At 60.0% G+C, this 20,378-nt stretch carries 14 protein-coding genes; 7 read left to right on the plus strand and 7 right to left on the minus strand.

Going from position 1 to position 20,378, the window contains the following annotated elements:
* Positions 1-18: 18 nt before the first annotated feature.
* Together AB4O16_RS22030 and AB4O16_RS22035 are read right to left on the minus strand one after the other, a co-directional pair.
* The gene (locus tag AB4O16_RS22030) at positions 19-4,668 is read right to left on the minus strand and encodes a dermonecrotic toxin domain-containing protein (protein ID WP_460155804.1); all 4,650 of its coding nucleotides are present in this window, start codon (positions 4,666-4,668) and stop codon (positions 19-21) included.
* A 171-nt stretch (positions 4,669-4,839) separates the two neighbouring features.
* The gene (locus AB4O16_RS22035) at positions 4,840-7,962 is read right to left on the minus strand and encodes a transglycosylase domain-containing protein (RefSeq protein WP_460155805.1); all 3,123 of its coding nucleotides are present in this window, start codon (positions 7,960-7,962) and stop codon (positions 4,840-4,842) included.
* Positions 7,963-8,476: 514 nt separating this feature from the next.
* On the opposite strand from AB4O16_RS22035, the gene AB4O16_RS22040 reads away from it, so the two are divergent.
* Complete coding sequence (locus AB4O16_RS22040; protein WP_460155806.1) at positions 8,477-9,898, plus strand: amino acid permease; 1,422 nt, start codon at positions 8,477-8,479, stop codon at positions 9,896-9,898.
* 56 nt (positions 9,899-9,954) lie between these two features.
* On the opposite strand, the gene AB4O16_RS22045 is transcribed toward AB4O16_RS22040, so the two are convergent.
* Positions 9,955-11,079: an OpgC family protein gene (locus AB4O16_RS22045; protein WP_160389842.1), complete on the minus strand. Its 1,125-nt coding sequence runs from the start codon at positions 11,077-11,079 to the stop codon at positions 9,955-9,957.
* A 248-nt stretch (positions 11,080-11,327) separates the two neighbouring features.
* On the opposite strand from AB4O16_RS22045, the gene AB4O16_RS22050 reads away from it, so the two are divergent.
* From AB4O16_RS22050 to AB4O16_RS22060, 3 genes are read left to right on the plus strand one after another with little or no spacing between them, the layout of a single operon-like run.
* Positions 11,328-11,702, plus strand: coding sequence for a GtrA family protein (locus AB4O16_RS22050; protein WP_460155807.1), 375 nt, complete (start codon positions 11,328-11,330; stop codon positions 11,700-11,702).
* The gene (locus tag AB4O16_RS22055; protein WP_460155808.1) at positions 11,699-12,661 is read left to right on the plus strand and encodes a glycosyltransferase family 2 protein; all 963 of its coding nucleotides are present in this window, start codon (positions 11,699-11,701) and stop codon (positions 12,659-12,661) included. The genes AB4O16_RS22050 and AB4O16_RS22055 overlap by 4 nt, the downstream gene beginning before the upstream one ends.
* Positions 12,662-12,666: 5 nt before the next feature.
* Positions 12,667-14,208, plus strand: a complete 1,542-nt coding sequence (locus AB4O16_RS22060) for a glycosyltransferase family 39 protein (RefSeq protein WP_460155809.1) — start codon at positions 12,667-12,669, stop codon at positions 14,206-14,208.
* Positions 14,209-14,244: 36 nt separating this feature from the next.
* Here AB4O16_RS22060 and AB4O16_RS22065 read toward each other — a convergent pair whose 3' ends face one another.
* From AB4O16_RS22065 to AB4O16_RS22075, 3 genes are all read right to left on the minus strand, one after another.
* Positions 14,245-15,864 (minus strand): FMN-binding glutamate synthase family protein, encoded by a 1,620-nt coding sequence (locus AB4O16_RS22065; RefSeq protein ID WP_160389846.1) that lies wholly within the window; start codon positions 15,862-15,864, stop codon positions 14,245-14,247.
* 165 nt (positions 15,865-16,029) lie between these two features.
* Positions 16,030-16,830: a helix-turn-helix transcriptional regulator gene (locus AB4O16_RS22070; protein WP_460155810.1), complete on the minus strand. Its 801-nt coding sequence runs from the start codon at positions 16,828-16,830 to the stop codon at positions 16,030-16,032.
* 195 nt (positions 16,831-17,025) lie between these two features.
* Positions 17,026-17,496: a hypothetical protein gene (locus AB4O16_RS22075; protein WP_160389848.1), complete on the minus strand. Its 471-nt coding sequence runs from the start codon at positions 17,494-17,496 to the stop codon at positions 17,026-17,028.
* Positions 17,497-17,677: 181 nt separating this feature from the next.
* Here AB4O16_RS22075 and AB4O16_RS22080 point away from each other — a divergent pair, with 181 nt between their 5' ends.
* The 3 genes from AB4O16_RS22080 to AB4O16_RS22090 are packed head-to-tail and all read left to right on the plus strand — an operon-like array spanning position 17,678 to position 19,283.
* Entirely contained in the window at positions 17,678-18,121 is a 444-nt protein-coding gene (locus AB4O16_RS22080) for an NUDIX hydrolase (RefSeq protein WP_460155811.1), read from the plus strand.
* 23 nt (positions 18,122-18,144) lie between these two features.
* Positions 18,145-18,783 carry a LysE family translocator gene (locus tag AB4O16_RS22085; protein WP_160389851.1) on the plus strand — a complete coding sequence of 213 codons (639 nt, stop codon included), beginning with the start codon at positions 18,145-18,147 and terminating at the stop codon, positions 18,781-18,783.
* Between the two features lie 2 nt (positions 18,784-18,785).
* A complete protein-coding gene (locus AB4O16_RS22090) occupies positions 18,786-19,283 on the plus strand; it encodes an N-acetyltransferase family protein (protein ID WP_460155812.1) in 498 nt (165 codons plus the stop codon).
* A 120-nt stretch (positions 19,284-19,403) separates the two neighbouring features.
* Here the strand turns inward: AB4O16_RS22090 and metR are convergent, their stop codons facing one another.
* A complete protein-coding gene (gene metR / locus AB4O16_RS22095) occupies positions 19,404-20,321 on the minus strand; it encodes a transcriptional regulator MetR (protein ID WP_160389854.1) in 918 nt (305 codons plus the stop codon).
* Between the last annotated feature and the right edge of the window lie 57 nt (positions 20,322-20,378).

The following is a 20,378-nucleotide window of genomic DNA, read 5'->3' on the forward strand; positions in this document are numbered from 1 at the left end:
GCAGGCTGCCGTTGGCCATTATTGGCCAGCTTTGCGCAGGGCCTCTCGGGTCAAGCGTCTGGCCAGTTCTTTTTCGTTGTTACCGAGGTCGACGAGCATTCGGTCGAAGCTTGCTTCGCTGATCGGCTCATCGGCAAAGACTACGGTCTCGGGCACCGGCAGATCGTTCATGAGCAACTTGAGCTGGTTGCGCAGGTCGGCTTTGCGAACGTCCGACGTCGCCTCGAGCCACTGAAGCTGGGTTGTACGCAGGGTCTCCAGTTTCTCGTATTTGCTCTGGTACAGTCGTTTGTTCGCCTCTATTTCAATCGGCCAGGTTTCGCGCAAGTAGTGCTCCCAGAAATCCTGTTCAAGCATCGTGTCGATCAGGCCGTCGCCTTCACCCAAGGCCAGAACCGTGTCGTACGCCTGATCAATCATGGCGTCCGTTACGCCGGCAACCGGTCGGTACAGCATGCCTTGCGATTGCCATGGCAAGTTCAACCGCGTGGCGAGACCGGTCTGGTACGCCAGGTAGACTTCAACGTCATCAGGGTTACCTCCACGACTGGCGACATCGGCCCGGGCAACTTCGTTGACCTGATCCAGTCGTGCGGCACCTTTGGCCAGGGTCACCAGTTTGCGCTGAAGCGCTGCACGGTCAGTGGTGAACGAATAGGCCTCGGAGGCGAGCACGCGAATGCCCATGCTGTTGAACAATTGCGCACCGGCATCGGCGCAATCGACGGGGGCGATGGCCATGGTGTAGAGCTGCTCGCGCAGATGAGTGTCGATATGCACGGCATCGAGCATGCGTGCCATGCGCTGTACCAATTGCTGGCGAGCAGGGCCACCAGCGACAGAGTCAGACGAGTGTTCCTGGTTGATCAGGACTTCGATAAACGCATGGGACCGGGGGTCGTCGGACAGTTCCTGGAAAGTGCTGATCCGTTCTACTCCCAACCCCGGTACATTGGCCCAATCGTTTGCAGTTGCCCCGTAATTCGCCGGGATAGAAATCACCAGAGGCTCGGGAGGCAATCCCACTGAGTGACGAATATCCTGGTATTGCAGTTGGTTCGTCTCTGACAAATTACCGACGTTGAGTCGGGTTCGGGCAATGACCCAGGCCTCCGGTCTGCCTGGCACTACCTCGGGAATAACGCCGAGAGGATTGTCCCGCAGGTCCAGGAGAAAACCCCTTGGTCGGGTTTTGCCCAGGGTGCCGTCGGGCCAGGTGGTCAGGCCGGTGTTTTTCAAGGCCACAAGCTTGAGCCTGGGCATGCGCCCAATGTCCGGCGCCATCGCCAAGGGGTTGTTGTCGAGCCTGAGTATTTCCAGGTAAGTCAGTGACTTGAGACGCAGTACTGCATCGGCATCAAGCACAATGGCATTGTCGCTCAACTGCAGGCGTTCCAGCCGGTGCATAGCCCCGATCCTGTCGGGCAGCGTCTTGAGTTCGCAACGTCTGGCGCTGAGTTGGCGCAGGTTGGGGAAGTCTTGCAGCAAGCCATCCGGCGTTGCCTTGAAACGCGTGTTGTCGAGCTTCAGTGCCGTCACTTTATCGAGGAATTTTTTCAGCTCCGGTCGTTTCGGCCATGAAGCTTCCAGATCCACGGATGAAAGCTCCCGTGACAGATCCAGCGCATAGCCATCCGGATTGGCACGGTTGCCGAGTCCACTGTTCTTTCGCTCGAAACACTCAAGCAGGCGCTCTGCAATGTGCAGGCGCGTGCCGCGTAGCGGCATCGGATTATCGGCATCCAGCCCGGCGAATTGATGCTCCCAGAGTTCGACCGTCCGGCGTAGTTCGTCGAGGTCTTTTTCCTGTTCATCGAGAAGTTTCATCGGTTCGCCCTTTTCGATCAGGGCCTGGGCAAACACGTCTACCTCGTTGTCACTGAAATGTGGATGCAGGTCATGAATCCGCTCGTGCAGTGTCGCGCCTGAACGGCTGGTCCCGGCACCGCGCACCAACAGCACGGTCTCATGCTCGGCCACGGTACGAATCGGTGGTGTGGCCAGAACTGTCCGGCGCTCGGCTGGTGTCTCGATCCTGGCGATGATCCACTGCTTGAAGAGCTCGGTATCGCCCGGTCGATAGCCCAACGCTCTGAGTTCATCCTTGCCTATGGCCTGGAGCAGAGAGGGAAGAAGCTCATCGGCCGTATGGATCTGACGGTCCTCGGCGTCGCGCACTGCATATTTTCCGGACTCGTCGCGAACCATGATCCGTACTTGTGCCGCATCTTCGGGCCCGGCGCTGCAGCGCAGTTCGCCGTCGAACGTGCCCTGGCGGATTTCGATGCGCAACTTGCCGAAGATATCGGTTTGCATGCGCAAGGTGCCCAGCACCAGGCGCTCGGTATCGCCGCTGACCAACGCGTCGTCGTACAGGCCGTGGGCGGCGCGGACCGCCTGCGTCTCGAACTGAAGCTCCCGGGCCTGGCTTTTCAGGCGCAAGGGCAGGCGCTTGTGCCGGGTCATCTGTTGGCGCTCTGCCGGAGTGGCGCCGGCGAAGATTTTTTCCGCGACGGTCTCGGGCAATTCGGGATAGTCGCTGAAAAGTGCGGCCATTTCCGGGGGCAATGCAGGAGGCGGATTCACCGGTGCCCCCAGGCGTTGCAGGGTGTCGGTCAGCAAGGGCGGTGGCGGGGCGTGCTCGATATGCATGCTGCGCAGGGCGGCCTCTTCGGTACTGCTGATCTGACGGATCTGCTCAAGTTGCGTGTCGCTGAAGGCATCGGTTGTATGGCCCAGCCGACGCATCAGTGTCGTGCCTTCCCACTCGCGCGGGTTTTCCGTTTCACTGACCCAGGCACCATGGTCGTTGTGCCGCAAGGTCGGTGAGTACGCGTCGGAGCGTTGTGGATGCTTGATTCGGTGTTGCCCGGTGGCCGGGTCTTTTTGCACTTCGAAGAGTTTGTTGTCGAGCCGCAAAAGTTGCTGGCCCTGGTGCTGGTACACGCCAGTTCCATCGGGCCTGGCGTCTTTTGGCAATGCCAGACCGGTTTTTTCATAGGCGGCAAGGTCCGGGTTCCATAACCGCGTCCGCCCCTCGGCCATTTGCACTGGTTTGAGCCCCTCGAAGAACGGCGAGAGTTTCGCTCGCGCGACATTACCGATTGCGCCACCCGCCGCAAATGCGCCCAGTTGGACGACGCTTTCCAGCACGCTGATGACTTGTTCTGCAAACTCGGCAAAATGACCTTCGGCCAGATCGACGATACCCTCGACCACTTCGTCCGTCAGTTGATAGGCGGTGTAGGCCAGCATCAGCTCGCCCATGCCTGGCACAAACGGCGTCGCCACCAGCAGCGCGACGTTGAGAATGTCCGAAAGTATTTTTTCCAGGTTATCCCACCAGGCCCAGCGGGCCATACGGTCGGCGTACTCGGTGGAAATCGCGAGTTCCTGCGCATCGTTGAGAATCTTGTTGAGCTTCTGTTGGTAGTAGTAGCCCCAAAGATCCTTCTTGAAAGTGGTTTCCTTGTCGGTCTTGACGTTCGACAGGCTGAATTTCAAGTCGGGGTTGGCCACGGGTGTTTCACGCCAAGTGGGCAGGCTGGAGCCAGGTGGGACCGGCTGCCATTTGATTTTGCTCAGGCGGTCATTCAGTCCGGCAAAAAAATGTCCGCGCTGCTGATGGGGCACGAATTGGCTGAAGTACTGTTGATAACTTTTGCTGGAGGTGCCGTCGCGCAGCTGGCGTGTGAGCTCCGCCATGAAATCGAGTATCGACGGGTATCGCTTGAGCGGATGTTCCGGGTCATGGGGAACATAGGCGATGACCGGTACGGCACGGGTGGCAGTGTCCAGATCGGGGGCAATCAGCACAATGCCAACCAGGCGCGTGTCCATCATCGACAGGTTGTAATAGCTGACGGGCTGCCCTAGCCATTGCATTTTCGAGCGATCGTCGAGCATGCCTTGCACGACGTCATGGGCCTCCTGGTCGATGTCCTTTTTCATCAGCGCCATGTGCGCCGCGATGTTGAGGGCGGTCTTGTGGCTGAGGGTGACCTTGTGGCGCAGGACGGTGTCGGCCACGGGGTTGTCCGACAGCAGGAACTCGTTCAGGTGTTGTTGGTAGCGGGCGCCGATATCCAGTTCACGGCACAACGATTTGAACTGCTCGATGCTCAGCTTGTGCTTGAGCTTTACTACGCCGAAGTGCCCACGGGCGTTGGGGCGGGTGATGAACTCCGAGTCCTGGGTGAATGCCTCGTCGCGGGAAAAATTGTGCAGGGCGGCATCCAGCAGCGAGACGGTGCGGCTGGTGGTGCCTGCGGAAAAGTCATGCACCCACCATGAGGTTTTTGCCGGTGCATACAGCCGCAACCAGGTCTCTTCGACGTCATCTTCGACACCGAAGCGTTCCTTCAGCGCCTGTTGCAACAAGGGTTTGGCGAAGGCGTAGACATCCTGCAATTCGCTCAGCGCCCGGTCGACATCGTTTTGCGCGGTCCAGCCGAGTTTGATGTCCCTGTTCAAGCGTTCCCGTAGCGCCTGTGCAGCGTCCAGCTGCCAGGCGGGAAGGGTCACGCGGTCAGCCTTCAGCGCAGTGATACGCGACAGTGAAGCTTCTTCTAGCCAGGAAGGGATGGCCTGCCTGACCAGTTCGAAATGGACGCTTTGATTCGCCGGGTCGTTGCCGAGCGGGTTGGAAGTCTGTTGCGTGTGGAGCATGGCTTGATCGTCCGTTGATCATGGATGGAGCGATCAGACTAGGCAGGCACCCTGCACAAAAAAAGCGCAAAAACAGGGTCGGAACGACGTCAATCGCGCCCCGAACCCTGCAAAAAACAGGAGTGAAAAATACAGGGTTACCGCCACGCGGACGCCTGTGTCGATCCGCGCCTAGCGGCGAACGGTTGCCTCGGTTGTCGAGGTTGGCTGGCACATGGTGTGGGTGCCCGGTTGCAGGTACGGCGTCAGGATCGGGGCCATGCCCTTGAGCACCTGCACCGGCAATGCCGAGGTGAAGGTAAAGCTCTCCGCCGAACGGCCCGGCACGAAAGCGGTCAGTGTGCCGAAGTGGGTGTCGCCGATATAGAACACAAACGTGGCCGTGCGGTTGAGGGATTTCGAACTGAGGATTCGTCCGCCCGAGCCTATGGCTTCGATACGGTTGTCGCCAGTACCGGTCTTGCCACCCATGGCCAACGGAGTGCCGTCGGGCAGTTTGAAGCTGCCGGCAACACGTTTGGCCGTACCGGCATCCACCACTTGCGAAAGGGCTTCGCGCATGGCCCTCGCTACCTCGGACGGCATCACCCGTTTGCCGACGTCGGGGTCATTGATCAGTTGGGTTTCATAAGGGGTGTTCGCGGCGAAATGCAGGCTGTCGATGCGCAGGGTCGGCATGCGCACGCCATCGTTGAGGATGGTGCCGATCAATTCGGCCAGGGCAGCGGGGCGGTCGCCGGAACTGCCGATGGCGGTGGCCAGCGAAGGCACCAGGTGGTCGAACGGGTAGCCGACTTTCTGCCAGCGCTGGTGAATGTCGAGGAACGCCTCGATCTCCAGCATGGTGCGGATGCGACTGTCGCGGGCGCCCTTGTGCCGGCTTTTGAACAGCCAGCTGTAGACTTCCTGGCGCTCGAATTTGCTGGCGTTGACGACGTCGCCCCACTTGGCGTCGGGGTGGTTGAGCAGGTAGCCCATCATCCACAGGTCCAGCGGGTGAACCTTGGCGATGAAGCCCTGGTCCGGCAAATCATAGGCGCCGGGACCGTAGGCTTCGTAAAGCCGCACGAGACGCTCGTCAGTGAGTTTTTCCGTGAGCTTGGCCCCGGTCAGGTGCGAGCGCACGAAGGCGTTGAAGCTTTCCTGGCTGGCATGTGGCAGCAGGTAGCGATGTACCGCGGCCATGCGGATCGGCGTAGGGCGCATGCTGTCGAGGAAGGTTTCGAGGCGTTCCTGGGTGTCCTTGTTCTTGTACTTCTTCCAGAACTTGAGCAGGAACGAAGTGCCCTCGCGGTCGGCGAATTCGGCCAGGTATTCCTGGCGCCGAGGGTCGCGGTCGTCCTTGAGCAGTTCGGCACTGCTGTTGGGGCCGGAGTAGATGGTGTAGCGCACCAGGTCACGCATCAGACGAATGAACGGCAGGTTGATCGACTCGCGCAGGGCGTCGCGCAAGGGGGGTATCCGGCCGTTGTCTTCCTTGCGGAAGTTGTGGAACACATGCAGGCCGCCCCCGGTGAAAAACGCCTCGCCGGGGCTGGCGGAGTATTTGCGGTCCAGGGCTGCGCCGAGCATTTTTTGCAGGTCGCGGTCCTTGTTTTCGATCAGGTAGTCGACTGCCCAGCGGCTCAGGCGGTCCTGGTCCGGCACCTCGACTTTCTTCAGGTCCGGGACGGCCATGCCGGCGTATTTGTCGTGCAGCTCGGCGATGATTTGCAGGTAGGTGGTCAGCACGCGCATTTTTGCGGTGGAGCCCAGTTCCAGTTTGCTGCCTTCGTTGATGTCGAATGGCTGGTCGGTGCTGTCGGTCTGCACCCGAACCCGCGAGCCGTCCGGGGTCAGTTCGAACAAGGTGAAGCTGTAGCGCACCTGGGTGGTGCTGGTCGTGGTCAGAAGGCGCTCGCCGATCAGGCCGATCTGCGTGGCAAAGGCGGGGTCGGCGAGTTTTTTCAGGTAGTCGGTGGCCTCGCTCTGCAACTCGCCTTGCAGGGTGCTGGTGGCGGAGAGGTCAAGGCGGTCGAGGTCATACAGCGGGCGATTGAGCATGCCGGCCAGACGGCTGCGCGCGACACTGATGCCCTTGTTGGTTTCGATCGGTTGAATGGTCGGTTGGGTCGCCCAGTCGCGGTAGGTGACTTTGCTGGCCAGGGCGGCAGCGGCAAAGTCGGCGTCGATCACATGGTTTTGCGCCAGCAGGCGAATATGGCTGTCGGTGAGGTCGGCCAGTTCATCATGGCCCTTGGTCAGGTAATGCGACGGACGGCGCTGGGCGATCATCAACGACAGCATCTCACGCAGGGCCAGGCCCTTTTCCGCCATGGTCTTTGGATCCGTCGCGGTGCTGGACAGCGCTGCGTTGGCCTGGTTGAAGTCGGAGCCGTACCACACGCGCAAGCCCTCGGCCATGCCATGCACTTCGCCGTGGCCCGGTACGGCCGACAACGGCACGCTGTTGAGGTAGTCGCGAACCACGTTCTGCCGGGCTTCGAGGGTCTGTGGCCCGGCCTGATAGGCGCGTACGGTGGCGGAAATCATCTGGCGAATCTTTTCCGCGCCATTGACCGTCAAGCCATCGGGTGAATGCCGGTACTTCTCCAGCTGAGTGGCCAGGGTACTGCCACCGGCGGACTGGCCGGGGACGTGCAAAATCTTGGCCACCTGGGACCACGCCGCCATGCCGAACCGCGGCCAGTCCACCGCCGGGTTGGCCAGCGGTTGCCTGGGGTCGAGCAGGAAGCGGTTCTCGATGAACAGCAGGCTGCTGACCACCACCGGCGGGATCGAGGCGAAGGTTGAGTAAAGCTGTTGCGGGTAGTTGTACCGGTACAGCGGCGCTGCACGGCAATCGGTGATCGACAGGCCGGCCTGGATTTTCTCCGCATAAGGCACGAACAGGCCCTTGTCGGTGTACTTCAACAGCTCTGGAGAAAAGCGCGTTTGCGCCTCGACGACGAAATCGCGCTTGATCAGGCGTGGCAGGAATTCATCCAGCGAGCTGTAGCCCAGGCGTCGATCGAACGGACCGTCGCCCGGATAGCGAATCGCATCGCTGGGGCCGGGCTTGAGCTCGTAATTCAGTGACGCGGCGTATTTGCTGACTTCCCGGGCCTGGAACTTCGAGGTGCGCATCTCCCTCGCAGCCGCCAGCCCCACGACGATCGCGATAATCAACAGCAATAGCCAGAACGCTCCCCATCCGTGCCTGGAACGACGGGGTTTTTCAGGTATAGGCGCTTCATCCACACTATCAGTCGGGACCACGGTTTTACTCGAATCGGTTTGCCATAAAGCGCCCATAGTCGACTGATCCATTCACGCAGATTGATCGGACTTGACTGAAGCTTAGACGGTGGTTGGCGAGGGTGAAAAAAATGTGCAGGGCAGAATGATGCACGGACGCAGCGATAATCAGTGAATTGAAGCACTTGTGGTGAGGGGGCTTGCCCCCGTTGGACTGCGAAGCAGACCCCTCCTGTCGCGTCTGGCACGCCGCGGTTACCTGTTTTTGCGACTGCTACGCAGCCGAACGGGGGCGAGCCCCCTCGCCACAGTTGTGATACTCCCAGGAGGAGTGTGGCGGTCTGTAATGGCCGAATTAGAGCCTTTTCCAGGTCAATTACGACTTTGGCAGGGGCATGACGATGCACCATTGTTGTGCAATACTCGGCGCCGTTTTTCCCACTGATCTTGCGGGTTTTTCCTACAAGACGACGCTGCCCACGAGGCAGGGCCGGTTCGGGAAGCGATGGCTTATCGGTCAGCGCTTCGCCACTTGGTGGTCATATCCAATAACAAGACGAGGTTGTCCCCCATGCCCGTAGGCAATCACCTGCCCCAGGGCGAGACCGCTCAGGGCGGTCCGCTTAAACGTGAACTCGGCGAGCGACATATTCGCCTGATGGCACTCGGTGCCTGTATCGGCGTCGGCCTGTTCCTGGGCTCGGCCAAGGCTATCGAAATGGCCGGCCCGGCCATCATGCTGTCTTACATCATCGGCGGTCTGGCGATCCTGGTGATCATGCGCGCCCTCGGCGAGATGGCCGTGCACAACCCGGTCGCCGGCTCGTTCAGCCGTTACGCCCAAGACTACCTGGGCCCGCTGGCGGGCTTCCTGACCGGCTGGAACTACTGGTTCCTGTGGCTGGTGACCTGCGTCGCGGAAATCACTGCCGTGGCGGTCTACATGGGCATCTGGTTCCCCGATGTGCCGCGCTGGATCTGGGCGCTCGCTGCGTTGATCAGCATGGGTTCGATCAACCTGATCGCGGTCAAGGCCTTCGGTGAGTTCGAGTTCTGGTTCGCCCTGATCAAGATCGTCACCATCGTGGCGATGGTGTTCGGCGGCATCGGTATCATCGCCTTCGGTTTCGGCAACGACGGCGTGGCGTTGGGGATTTCCAACCTGTGGACCCACGGCGGCTTCATGCCCAACGGCGTGCAAGGCGTGTTGATGTCGCTGCAAATGGTGATGTTCGCCTACCTGGGCGTGGAGATGATCGGCCTGACCGCCGGTGAGGCGAAGAACCCGCAAAAGACCATTCCCGACGCCATCGGCTCGGTGTTCTGGCGGATTCTGCTGTTTTACGTCGGTGCGTTGTTCGTGATCCTGTCGATCTACCCGTGGAACGAAATCGGTACCCAGGGCAGTCCGTTCGTGATGACCTTCGAGCGTCTGGGCATCAAGACCGCCGCCGGCATCATCAACTTCGTGGTGATCACCGCCGCGTTGTCGTCCTGCAACGGCGGTATTTTCAGTACCGGGCGCATGCTCTACAGCCTGGCGCAGAACGGCCAGGCGCCGGCGGGATTCGCCAAAACGTCGAGCAACGGCGTGCCGCGTCGCGCCTTGCTGCTGTCGATCGGCGCCTTGCTGCTGGGCGTATTGCTCAACTATCTGGTGCCGGAAAAGGTGTTTGTCTGGGTGACGGCGATTGCCACCTTCGGCGCGATCTGGACCTGGGTGATGATCCTGCTGGCCCAGCTCAAGTTCCGCAAAGGCCTGAGCGCCAGCGAAGCGGCCGGCCTGAAATACCGCATGTGGCTGTACCCGGTCAGTTCGTACCTGGCGCTGGCGTTCCTGGTGCTGGTGGTCGGCCTGATGGCGTACTTCCCGGACACCCGCGTGGCGCTGTATGTGGGACCTGCGTTCCTGGTGCTGCTTACGGTGTTGTTCTACGTGTTCAAGCTGCAACCGACGAATGTTTCGCAAGGTTCGGCGCGTTCGGCTTCGTAAGTTGTAATGCCTGAACGACAAAAACCCCGGTCGATTGGCCGGGGTTTTTTGCAATTTCAGGCGGGGGCGATTTGCGTTGAGCGGTTCAAACGCTTGTTGAACTCCAGCCACGCTCCCAGCAACGCCATCAACCCGGCCCCCACCAGCGCCGTGAAGATCTGCATGGCAAACGCATCGTCGGTCAAGGCATTGACCATGTCCGCCAACGGCGCCAGCAGTACGCCCAGGCAGAAAATCTCCAGTGAGAAGCGGCCCATGCGGCAACTTTGCTGCGCCAGCCAGTTCTGCGTCCACGGGCCGTCGGGAATCAGTTTCGCCGTGACGTAGGCCAGTGCGAGGAAGTGCAACAGGCGCGCGGGAGACAGGTTGGTCTTGCTGATGGGGTACAAGGCGTTCTGCAGGCTCGCCGGCACCACGGCATCGTGCAGCTCCGGCCAACGCCACAGCACGGTCAACACAGCCGCGACCACGGCATACAGCGCTGCAATGACAAACAATGGCTGGCGCAGCAAGGGGCGGGTTTCGGGCAAGCGCGGGCGCTGACTGTGAATCGCCGCCGCACCGCCCAGCACGAACAGCAACTGCCAGGCGACAGGGTTGAAGTACCACACGCCGTCCTTGATGGCCGCCAGGTTCCAGCCCGCCAGTGGCACCATCAGATACAGCGCCAATGACATCGCGACCACCACCCAGGCCTTGCGCATCAGCAACGGCAGCACCAGCGGCAAGCCCGCCAACAGCACGATATACAGTGGCAACGGGTCCATCAGGTTCGGCTTGAAGCGCAACAGCAGTTCATCGATCAGGGCCTGCTGCGGGTTGCTGATGAAATGATGCATGCCCATTTCCTCCACCAGATCCCGTGTTTCCACATGGCTGTTGGCGAAAAACACAATGCCCATCAGCATCGCCAGCAAGAAGATATGCACCACGTAGAGCACCCACGCCCGGCGCAGGATTTTCACACAGGCGATCAGAAAGCCTTCGCGCGCCAGGACTTTGCCGTACGCCAGCACGGCCGCGAAACCGGCCAGAAACACGAAAACCTCGGCCGCATCGCTGAAGCCGAAATTGCGCAGGGTGATTTGCCCCAAAGGGTTGTGAGGCACGTGATCCCAAAAAATGAAGATCAGTGCCAGACCACGAAAAAAGTCGATCCGGTGATCGCGCGTTAACGTCATGACAGCAGGCCCGTAACTGCGAGTGAAAATGGGGTTGGCCGCGCAAACAGAAGGTCGCGCGCCCAAGCGGCGGCGCGCAGGGTGGACTGATTCGTCCTCAATTGCAAAGTCGGGGTATTTCGGAATGTCTCCTGGCAATGCCCGAGGTCATGGCCACTGGTCTGAAAAGTGCCTGGACCTGCGATTTCTGACAGCAGACAAGCTCCAATACGTATGGGGCTATCAGGTTCCAATAAAGGGCTGACGGCATGAGGCGCTTGTGGAAAGGGTTGTCCAGCTACACGGTGATCGGGGTCGCCAATACGCTTATTCATTGGCAAATTTTCTTCCTGCTGAGTGTGGCGACCGGATTCAGCCAGGCTGTCAGTAACCTGGCAGCGTTTTGCGTTGCCGCCTCGTTTTCCTTCTACATGAACGCGCTCTACACTTTTGACAGCAAGGCATCGGTGGGTGGCTATCTGCTGTTCATGTCGGCGATGGGCGCGCTGAGCTATGGCGTCGGTCATGTCGGTGATCTGTACCGCTTGCATGGCTTGCTCACTGTGGCGCTGTTTTCGGCGTTGAGCCTGGTGTTTGGCTTCCTGTTTTCCAAGTACGTGGTGTTTCGCGAGCGTGACGCATGAAAATCTCGCTGATCGTTCCAGTGTTCAACGAAGAGCAGGCGATCGAGCTTTTCTACCAGGCTGTGCGGCGTGAGTTGAAGTTCGACGCCGAGGTGGAGATCGTGTTTGTCAACGACGGCAGCACCGACCGCACGGCCGAAAAGGCCGCCGTTCTGGCAGGAGCGGACAATCAGGTCATGCTGATCAATTTTTCCCGCAACTTCGGCAAGGAACCGGCGCTGTTTGCCGGCCTGGAACATGCCACCGGCGACGCAGTGATACCGATGGATGTTGACCTGCAGGACCCGATCAGCGTGATCCCGTTGTTGATCGAACAATGGCAGAAAGGCGCGGATGTGGTGCTGGCGAAACGCCGGGACCGTCATTCCGACAGCTATTTGAAGCGCCACAGTGCGGCGTTGTTCTATCACCTGTTGAATCGTATTTCCTACACCCGCATCGAAGAAAACGTCGGCGACTTCCGCCTCATGGATCGCAAGGTGGTCGATGTGATTCGCGCACTGCCCGAGCATCAGTTGTTCATGAAAGGCGTGCTGTCCTGGGCCGGGTTCAATACCGTGCTTGTCGAATACGAGCGCGCCCCTCGCGTGGCGGGCAACAGCAAATTCAACGGCTGGAAACTGTGGAACCTGGCGCTGGAAGGCGTGACCTCATTCAGTACCGTGCCCTTGAGGTTATGGACTTATGTGGGGGGCGCCGTGTCGATCTTTGCCGTGCTGTACGCGGTGTACATGGTGCTGGACAAGGTTTTCTTCGGCAACAGCGTGCCCGGTTATCCATCGTTGATGACCGCGATCCTGTTCCTCGGTGGCGTGCAGTTGATCGGCATCGGCATCCTCGGTGAATACGTCGGCCGGATTTACATCGAGGCCAAGCATCGGCCCCGGTATGTCATCAAAGACATCATCAAAACGACTCAGCAGTCGACAGAAAACTCCTCAATGACCAAGAGCGCCTGAACGCAATGGAGGGCGTGGCGGATGTTCGAGTGAGTCAGGGCAGGCTATCTCTTTACCGCGCGGGGCTGATCGTGCTGGTCATGCTGGCGCTGATCGTTCGATTCCACGCCATTTCAATACCGGTCATCTGGTATGACGAGGCCTTTAGCGTGCTGCTGAGTGAGCGTGCGCCAGGACTGATCTGGTCCACAACGGCGCGTGATGTTCACCCTCCGCTCTATTACGTCATTGTTCATTATTGGACGTTGCTGTTTGGAAACAGTGTGATTTCCTTGCGCGGTCTGAGTGCGCTGGCGGATGTCGGCACGCTGGTGCTTTGTCTCAAGCTGATGAGCCTTGTCGCTACGCGCAGAGCGACCTGTTTTGCCGGACTGATGCTGGTGTTGTTGCCGATCTCGGTTCGCTACAGCCAGGAAGTGCGTATGTACACCTTGCTCGGCTTTTGGCTGATGGCGGCCACGATTGCCCTGGTTTGCTGGAACCGGAAACCGCAAGCGAGGCGCTACGCGGTCCTCTACGTGTTGCTGATGTCAGCCGCGTTCTACACCCACTACTTCGCCGCGTTCTGTGTGCTGGTGCATTGGCTGTACTGGTCGGGGTTGGGCGCTGGCAAACCCGTGGCGCTGCCCGTTGGAAAGTGGTTCATGGCCAATGTCGCGATTGTCGTGCTGTATGTGCCGTGGTTGCCTCATCTCTCTGATCAGCTAAGGCGCATGAATGGGCTCGAGTGGGTTGCGCCCACCACGTGGGAGATGCTGCCGGGCGTTGTTTCACGTTGCATCGCGATGATTTCTGCGGACGGTAGCGGGTTGTGGTGGGCGATGGCGATCTCTGCTTCGATGATCGCGTGTTGTGTGATCGCGCTGTTGAATGATCGACAGGACCGCCGCTCAACGCTCTTGCTGATCAGCTATTTTTTTGTGCCGGCCATCACTGTGTTTTTGGTTTCCTGGATCGTGCCGGTCTTCGTCACCCGGTATCTGGTCTTCGCCGCCGTCGGTTTGCCCCTGATGGCTGCGGTGGCGCTGGATCGGTTGGCGGCGCGGCGGCCGCTTGTTGCTTACCTGTGTTTGAGTCTGTTTGTCGTGGCACAAGTGCACGGCGTGCTGAAGGTGTACGCGCAGGACGACGGATTGAATGGCACCGACGTTCGCAAGCTGGCCAGGCTGGACAGGGTGGCGCAGGGCATCAATCGTCAGGCGCAGGTGGGCGATGAGATTGTCATCGACGGTTTGTTCTGGTATCTGCCATTCAGTTACTACAACACCACAGGCATCCAGCCCAGGCTCTACATTTCCCGACTGCCAGGCGGGGAGCCGAATGGACCGTATGACTACGGTGGCTGGAGTCTTGTCCCGCAACGTCTGGACTGGATTTTTTTCAGCGACGTCTCGGCATTGAAACCCGCCGCAAAAAGAGTCTGGTGGGTGACCGGCAATCCCAGGCCGGAGGATGTGGTGACCTTCCCCAAGGACTGGAAGCAAACGCTCACTGTCCAAGGGGATGAAGTCCAGGCACGGCTGTTTATTCTGGAGGGTCGGCCCTGAAGTCATTTCAGACCTTCAGTGCCGAAACGTTGATTTCTATGCCGCCTCCATCTCATTGGGCTCGAAGCTATCCGCCCGGGCCATCTGCCACATCCGCGAGTAGAACTCGCCGTTCACTTCGCCGGTCAGCAACTCCCCCGGTTTGAGGAAAACGTGCAGCTGCGAGAACAGCTTGATCTCGGTCGCCGACATGCGTCGCACCAGATGCTTGGCGGACAACTGCGACGGATGTTCGAGGCCGGCGGCGGCGAGCATTTCCGCCAGGGCCTTGAGGGTGTTGCGGTGGAAGTTGAATACACGCTGGGCCTTGTCCGGCACCACCAGCGCGCGCTGGCGCAGGGTGTCCTGGGTGGCGACGCCGGTCGGGCATTTGTTGGTGTGGCAGCTCTGCGACTGGATGCAACCGATGGCGAACATGAAGCCACGCGCCGAGTTGGCCCAGTCGGCGCCGATGGCGAGCACGCTGGCGATGTCGAAGGCGCTGACGATCTTGCCGCTGGCGCCGAGCTTGATCTTGTCCCGCAGGTTCAGGCCGACCAGGGTGTTGTGCACGAACAGCAGGCCCTCGCGCATCGGCACGCCGATGTGGTCGGTGAACTCCACGGGCGCCGCGCCAGTGCCGCCTTCCTTGCCGTCGACGACGATGAAGTCCGGCAGGATGCCCGTCTCCAGCATGGCCTTGGCGATGCCCATGAACTCCCACGGATGGCCGAGGCAGAACTTGAAGCCCACCGGCTTGCCGCCAGACAGCTCACGCAGTTGCGCGATGAAATGCATCATTTCGATCGGCGTGGAAAACGCGCTGTGGCGCGACGGTGACACGCAGTCTTCGCCCATCAGGATGCCGCGGGTCTCGGCGATTTCTTTGGTGACCTTGTGCTTGGGCAGGATGCCGCCGTGGCCGGGCTTGGCGCCCTGGCTCATCTTGATTTCGATCATCCGCACCTGTGGCGTGCGGGCTTGCGCGGCAAAGCGTTCCGGGTCGAAGCGGCCGTCGCTGGTGCGGCAGCCGAAGTAGCCGCTGCCGAGTTCCCAGGTCAGGTCGCCGCCGTTTTCCCGGTGATAGGGGCTGATGCTGCCTTCGCCGGTGTCATGGGCGAAATTGCCCAGCTTGGCGCCCTGGTTCAGCGCGCGGATGGCGTTGGCGCTGAGGGAGCCGAAACTCATGGCCGAGATGTTGAACACCGACGCCGAATACGGCTGGGTGCACTGCGGGCCGCCGACGGTGACGCGGAAACCGCTCGGGTCGCTCAAGGGTGCCGGGCGCATGGAGTGGCCGATGAATTCGAAACCCGACTGGTACACGTCGATCAGCGTGCCGAAGGGTTTGTCGGCGCTTTCATTCTTGGCCCGGGAGTAGACCAGCGAGCGCTGGGCCCGGGAGAAGGGCAGGGCGTCGCTGTCGGATTCGAGCAGGTACTGGCGGATTTCCGGGCGGATGCCTTCGACCAGATAACGGATGTTGCCCAGGATCGGGTAGTTGCGCCGCACGGCGTGCGGGCTTTGCAGCAAGTCGAACAGGCCGATCAGGCTGAGGACAGCGGTGACGGCAGTGATTGGCCAGAGCCAGTCATATTGAAGAAACGGCAGGCTGGCGAGGGTAAAGATCACGCAGACGGCAAAGAAGGCGTAGCGGCTCAGGAGTGACAGGCTCATACGGGTTCCTTGGGTTCGGACTCAATAAATTTGGCTAAACACAAAACACTGTGGGAGCGAGCTTGCTCGCGATGGCGGCGGTTCAGTCGACATCAATGTTGAATGAAATATCGCAATCGCGAGCAAGCTCGCTCCCACATAAAAGCAAAGTGTTCCACAGGCCAATCAGGCATTTTGTGCCTGCAGAAAAATCGAAAACAGCTCGGACTGGGATTTGATCCCCAGCTTGCTGTACATGTGTTTCTTATGGACTTTCACGGTTTCGACAGAGATTTCCAGCTTACGGGCGATTTCCTTGCTGGAGCAACCGCTGAGCATCAAACGCCCGACATCCAGTTCCCGGGCCGTCAACTGCGCGCCTTTGAGCTGGCGCACCGAAGCCTCCAGTCGTACCCGCCAATCGACTTGCGGTGGAGCGGGGACCTGGGCCACGACTTCGTTGATTTCATAGGGTAGACGCTGGCGCATCAGGCCTAGCACCCACGGCTGGATCAATGACAACAGGGCGATCTGCTGGCCGCTGAAGCGCTGGGTGCTGCCCAGTGACAGGCACAGCGTACGGTCGCCTTCGAGCTGGCAATTGAACTGGATTTCGTCGGCCACCACATTCAGACGAAAGTAGCGTTGGTAGTACTCCGTCAGCTCGAAGTGCTCCGGCGCCACTTCCGACAGGCGAAACAGGCCGCTGCGCGATTGTTCGCGGCAGGCGATGTAGAAGGGGTCGAGCAGGTACAGCCCGCGCAGGTAATCCTGGAACAACGGGTCGGGGCTGCCGTCCTCGCCGGGGCATTCGGCGAACACCTGCGGGCGCTGATCCTCACTGAAAAGCAGGGCCACCCAGCTGTCGAAGGGCATGTACTGATCCAGCAGTCGTACAAGCTGGGTCCAGAAATTGGGCTTGTCCAGGGCGTCGATCAGTTGCCCCACCGAACGATGCCAGGCGATGTCGTCCAACGAGAGTGCCATGCCTCTATCCCTTTCGTGTTTCCCCGCAGCGTGATGCCCGCCCGGTTGCCTGCTGCGCATACTGGCGCACAGACACCGGTCGGGCAATCTTTCTGCCGCACGGTCTATGACAAGGAATACCCATGAAGGTCGAACTTGCCCAATTGGCAGGCCGTGACAACGACACGGCTTACAGATTGGTGTGGTGTACCTGTCTCAAACGTAAGTGGCTTGTCCTGTTAGCCGCTTTTTTTCTTCGTGTTTTTGCTTGTCACGGGGAAGGGCATTGATGCAGTAGTTGACGTAATAGAAGGTGAAAAGCACGATATAGACTAGGTTCATGCGCAGTTCGAAGTTGTGTTCAGCCAAGGCATATGCCCTTAACACCCTTCGTACACGGAAACACCAGAGAATGGACAACAGAAAACATAGTATGAGCAGAACACCTATAAGGTCGAGTGCATAGTAGTGAGGTACCAAGCCGAGATATCCGATAGAACTGATGCTGATCAGGTAGAAGACAAATAAAGCCGGGCTTATCGTCTTGATGTGAGTGACCTCTTCAAGTGCCGTGAAGGTTTTGTACATCCAGACATTCAGGTAGAGCCCGCCAGTTAATATTCCCAGTAGAAAGAGAGGAAACGTTCGGGTGTTGATTTTATCTTTCAGCGTTGAAATGTCGGACATGTAGAGTGCTCCAGTGGCGGCAGGATGGGGGTGATCGATCGATGAAAATCGGCAGGACACGCTATCAAGGTCGCGAGTAGGAAATTTCCGGGGTGGTTGGCAGATAGTTCCGGATCGCCCTTGGCCCAGGTTTGAAGGCGTGGGATTCTGTGCGCCCCTCAACATGGACCTGTGGTCACCGATGTCTCCTTCTACTGATATTTCGCCCAATCATTCCGGGCTCATCCGCATCGCCGCCGCCCTGTTGATCGGCCCCGACGGTCGCACGTTGCTGGTGCGCAAGCGCGGGACCACGGCGTTCATGCAGCCGGGTGGCAAGATCGAACCCCGTGAGTTGCCGGTTCACGCCCTGGCCCGGGAGCTGGAAGAAGAGCTGGGGCTGGACATCGATCCGGCGCAAGCCGTTTACCTCGGGCATTTTTCGGCGCCGGCGGCCAACGAGCCGGGTTTTGTCGTACACGCCGAGATTTTTTTGCTGCACATCGATGTCGACGTGACGCCAGCGGCGGAGATCGAAGAAGTGATCTGGATTGACCCGCTCACCGACGGCAGTGTCCCGTTGGCGCCATTGACACGGGACCTGATCCTGCCGTTTTATCGAGCATCGTTGACTGCTATCGCCTGATCATCCCGCAAAGGACTTCGCCCATGATCCCGCTTCAAGACCTGCTGATTTTTGCGGCTGCCGCGTTGCTGATGGTGCTGACGCCGGGGCCGAACATGATCTACCTGATCTCCCGTTCGATCTGCCAGGGGCGCAAGGCCGGGGTGATTTCGTTGCTTGGGGTGGTCGCCGGTTTTCTCGTGCACCTGTTCGCTGCCGCCGCCGGTCTGACGGCAGTGTTCCTCGCGGTGCCGGTGGCCTATGAGGTGTTGAAGTGGGCCGGTGCGCTGTACCTGTTGTGGCTGGCCTGGCAGGCGGTCAAACCTGGCGCGCGCTCGCCGTTCGAGGCGCAGCAGTTACCCCCGGACTCGTCACGCAAGCTGATCACCATGGGCTTTCTGACCAGTGCCCTGAACCCGAAAATCGCGGTGTTCTATCTGTCGGTGTTTCCGCAGTTCATCACGCCGGAGCACGGCTCGGTGTTCAGCCAGAGCATCATCCTCGGCCTGACCCAGATCAGCGTCAGTTTTTGCGTCAACCTGATGATCGCCATGTTTGCCGCGGGCATCGCCTCGTGGTTCGTCAACAATCCGACCTGGCTGGCGATGCAGCGCTATTTCATGGGCTTCGTGTTGTCGGCCCTGGCGGTGCGGCTGATGCTTGAGCAAAAACGGATGGCCTGAACATGTGGATCGAGCGACTGGATGCCAGCCATGCCCTGGACTATCAGGCACTGATGCTTGAGGCCTACGATCTGCACCCGCAGGCCTTCACTTCAAGCGTGCGCGAGCGGGCGGCGATGCCGCTGGGCTGGTGGGAATCGCGCCTGACCGGCAAGCTGGACGTGGTGCTCGGGGCATTCGAGGAAGGCCGGTTGGCCGGCATTGTCGGCCTCGCGTTCGAGCCCAGGGAAAAAGCCCGGCACAAGGTGACGCTGTTTGGCATGTACGTGACCGCCAGGGTCCGTCAGCGCGGGCTCGGCTATAAACTGGTTCAGGCCGCATTGGTCGAGGCGAAGGACCATGCGGGTGTGCGCCTGATCCAGTTGACCGTCACCGCCGGCAACGCTGCCGCGTTCAACCTCTACCAGCGCTGCGGTTTCGTCCAGTATGGCCTGGAGCCGATGGCGGTGCGGGTGGGGGAGGATTACTTCGACAAGCTCCATATGTGGCGCGAACTCTGAAACCAGCGCAATCCCCCTGTAGGAGCCGGCTTGCTGGCGATGGCGGCGGACCGTTCAACAATAGTGTCGCCTGATACACCCTCATCGCCAGCAAGCCGGCTCCTACAGGTCTGTATCGATTTAACGAACTGCGCTAACCCCATCCAGCGTCGAAAACGACGTGTCCTTGGCCGTCAGCAAGAAATCACGCATGTACGGCGCATCGAGCATGTCGGTGCGCACCGCCGCGTACAGCGTGGCGAACAAGCCTTTGTCACCCAGCCGCTTGGCTTTCACATAACCCCGCGAACTGTATTCATGCAGGGCCCAGTGGGGCATGCCGCACACGCCGCGACCGCTGGCCACCAGTTGCATCATCATCACCGTCAGTTCCGAGGTGCGGACCTGGGCCGGTTCGATGTCGGCGGGTTCGAGGAAGCGGGTGAAGATGTCCAGCCGGTCTCGCTCCACCGGGTAGGTGATCAGGGTTTCCGGGAGCAGGTCTTCAGGGACGATATAGGCCTTGCTGGCCAGGCGGTGCTGGTTGGCCACCGCGAGCATCGCTTCATAGGTGAACAACGGTACATAGGTGATCCCGGCCAGGTCCAACGGATCGGAGGTCACCACCAGGTCCAGATCACCACGGGCCAGGGCCGGCAGAGGGGCGAAGGAGAAGCCCGAGGCCAGGTCCAGTTCGACTTCCGGCCAGGCATCGCGGAACTGGTCGATGGTCGGCATCAGCCACTGGAAGCAGCTGTGGCATTCGATGGCCATGTGCAAGCGCCCGGCGGTGCCACCGGCCAGGCGACTGATGTCGCGCTCGGCGGCGCGCAACAGCGGCAAGGTGGCGTCGGCCAGTTGCAGCAGGCGCAAACCGGCGCTGGTGAAGCGCACCGGTTTGGTCTTGCGCACGAACAGTGGCATGCCCATGCGCTCCTCCAGCTCCTTGAACTGATGGGAAAGGGCCGATTGGGTCAGGTGCAGGCGGTCGGCCGCATCCACCAGGCTGTCGGCTTCGCGCAAGGCGTGCAGGGTCTTGAGGTGACGGATTTCAAGCACCGGGGGCTCCATGAGGAAAACTTATCGACAAGTCGAAAAGGTTGAGTTTGTCTCATG

Source organism: Pseudomonas sp. S2_H10 (assembly GCF_054668285.1).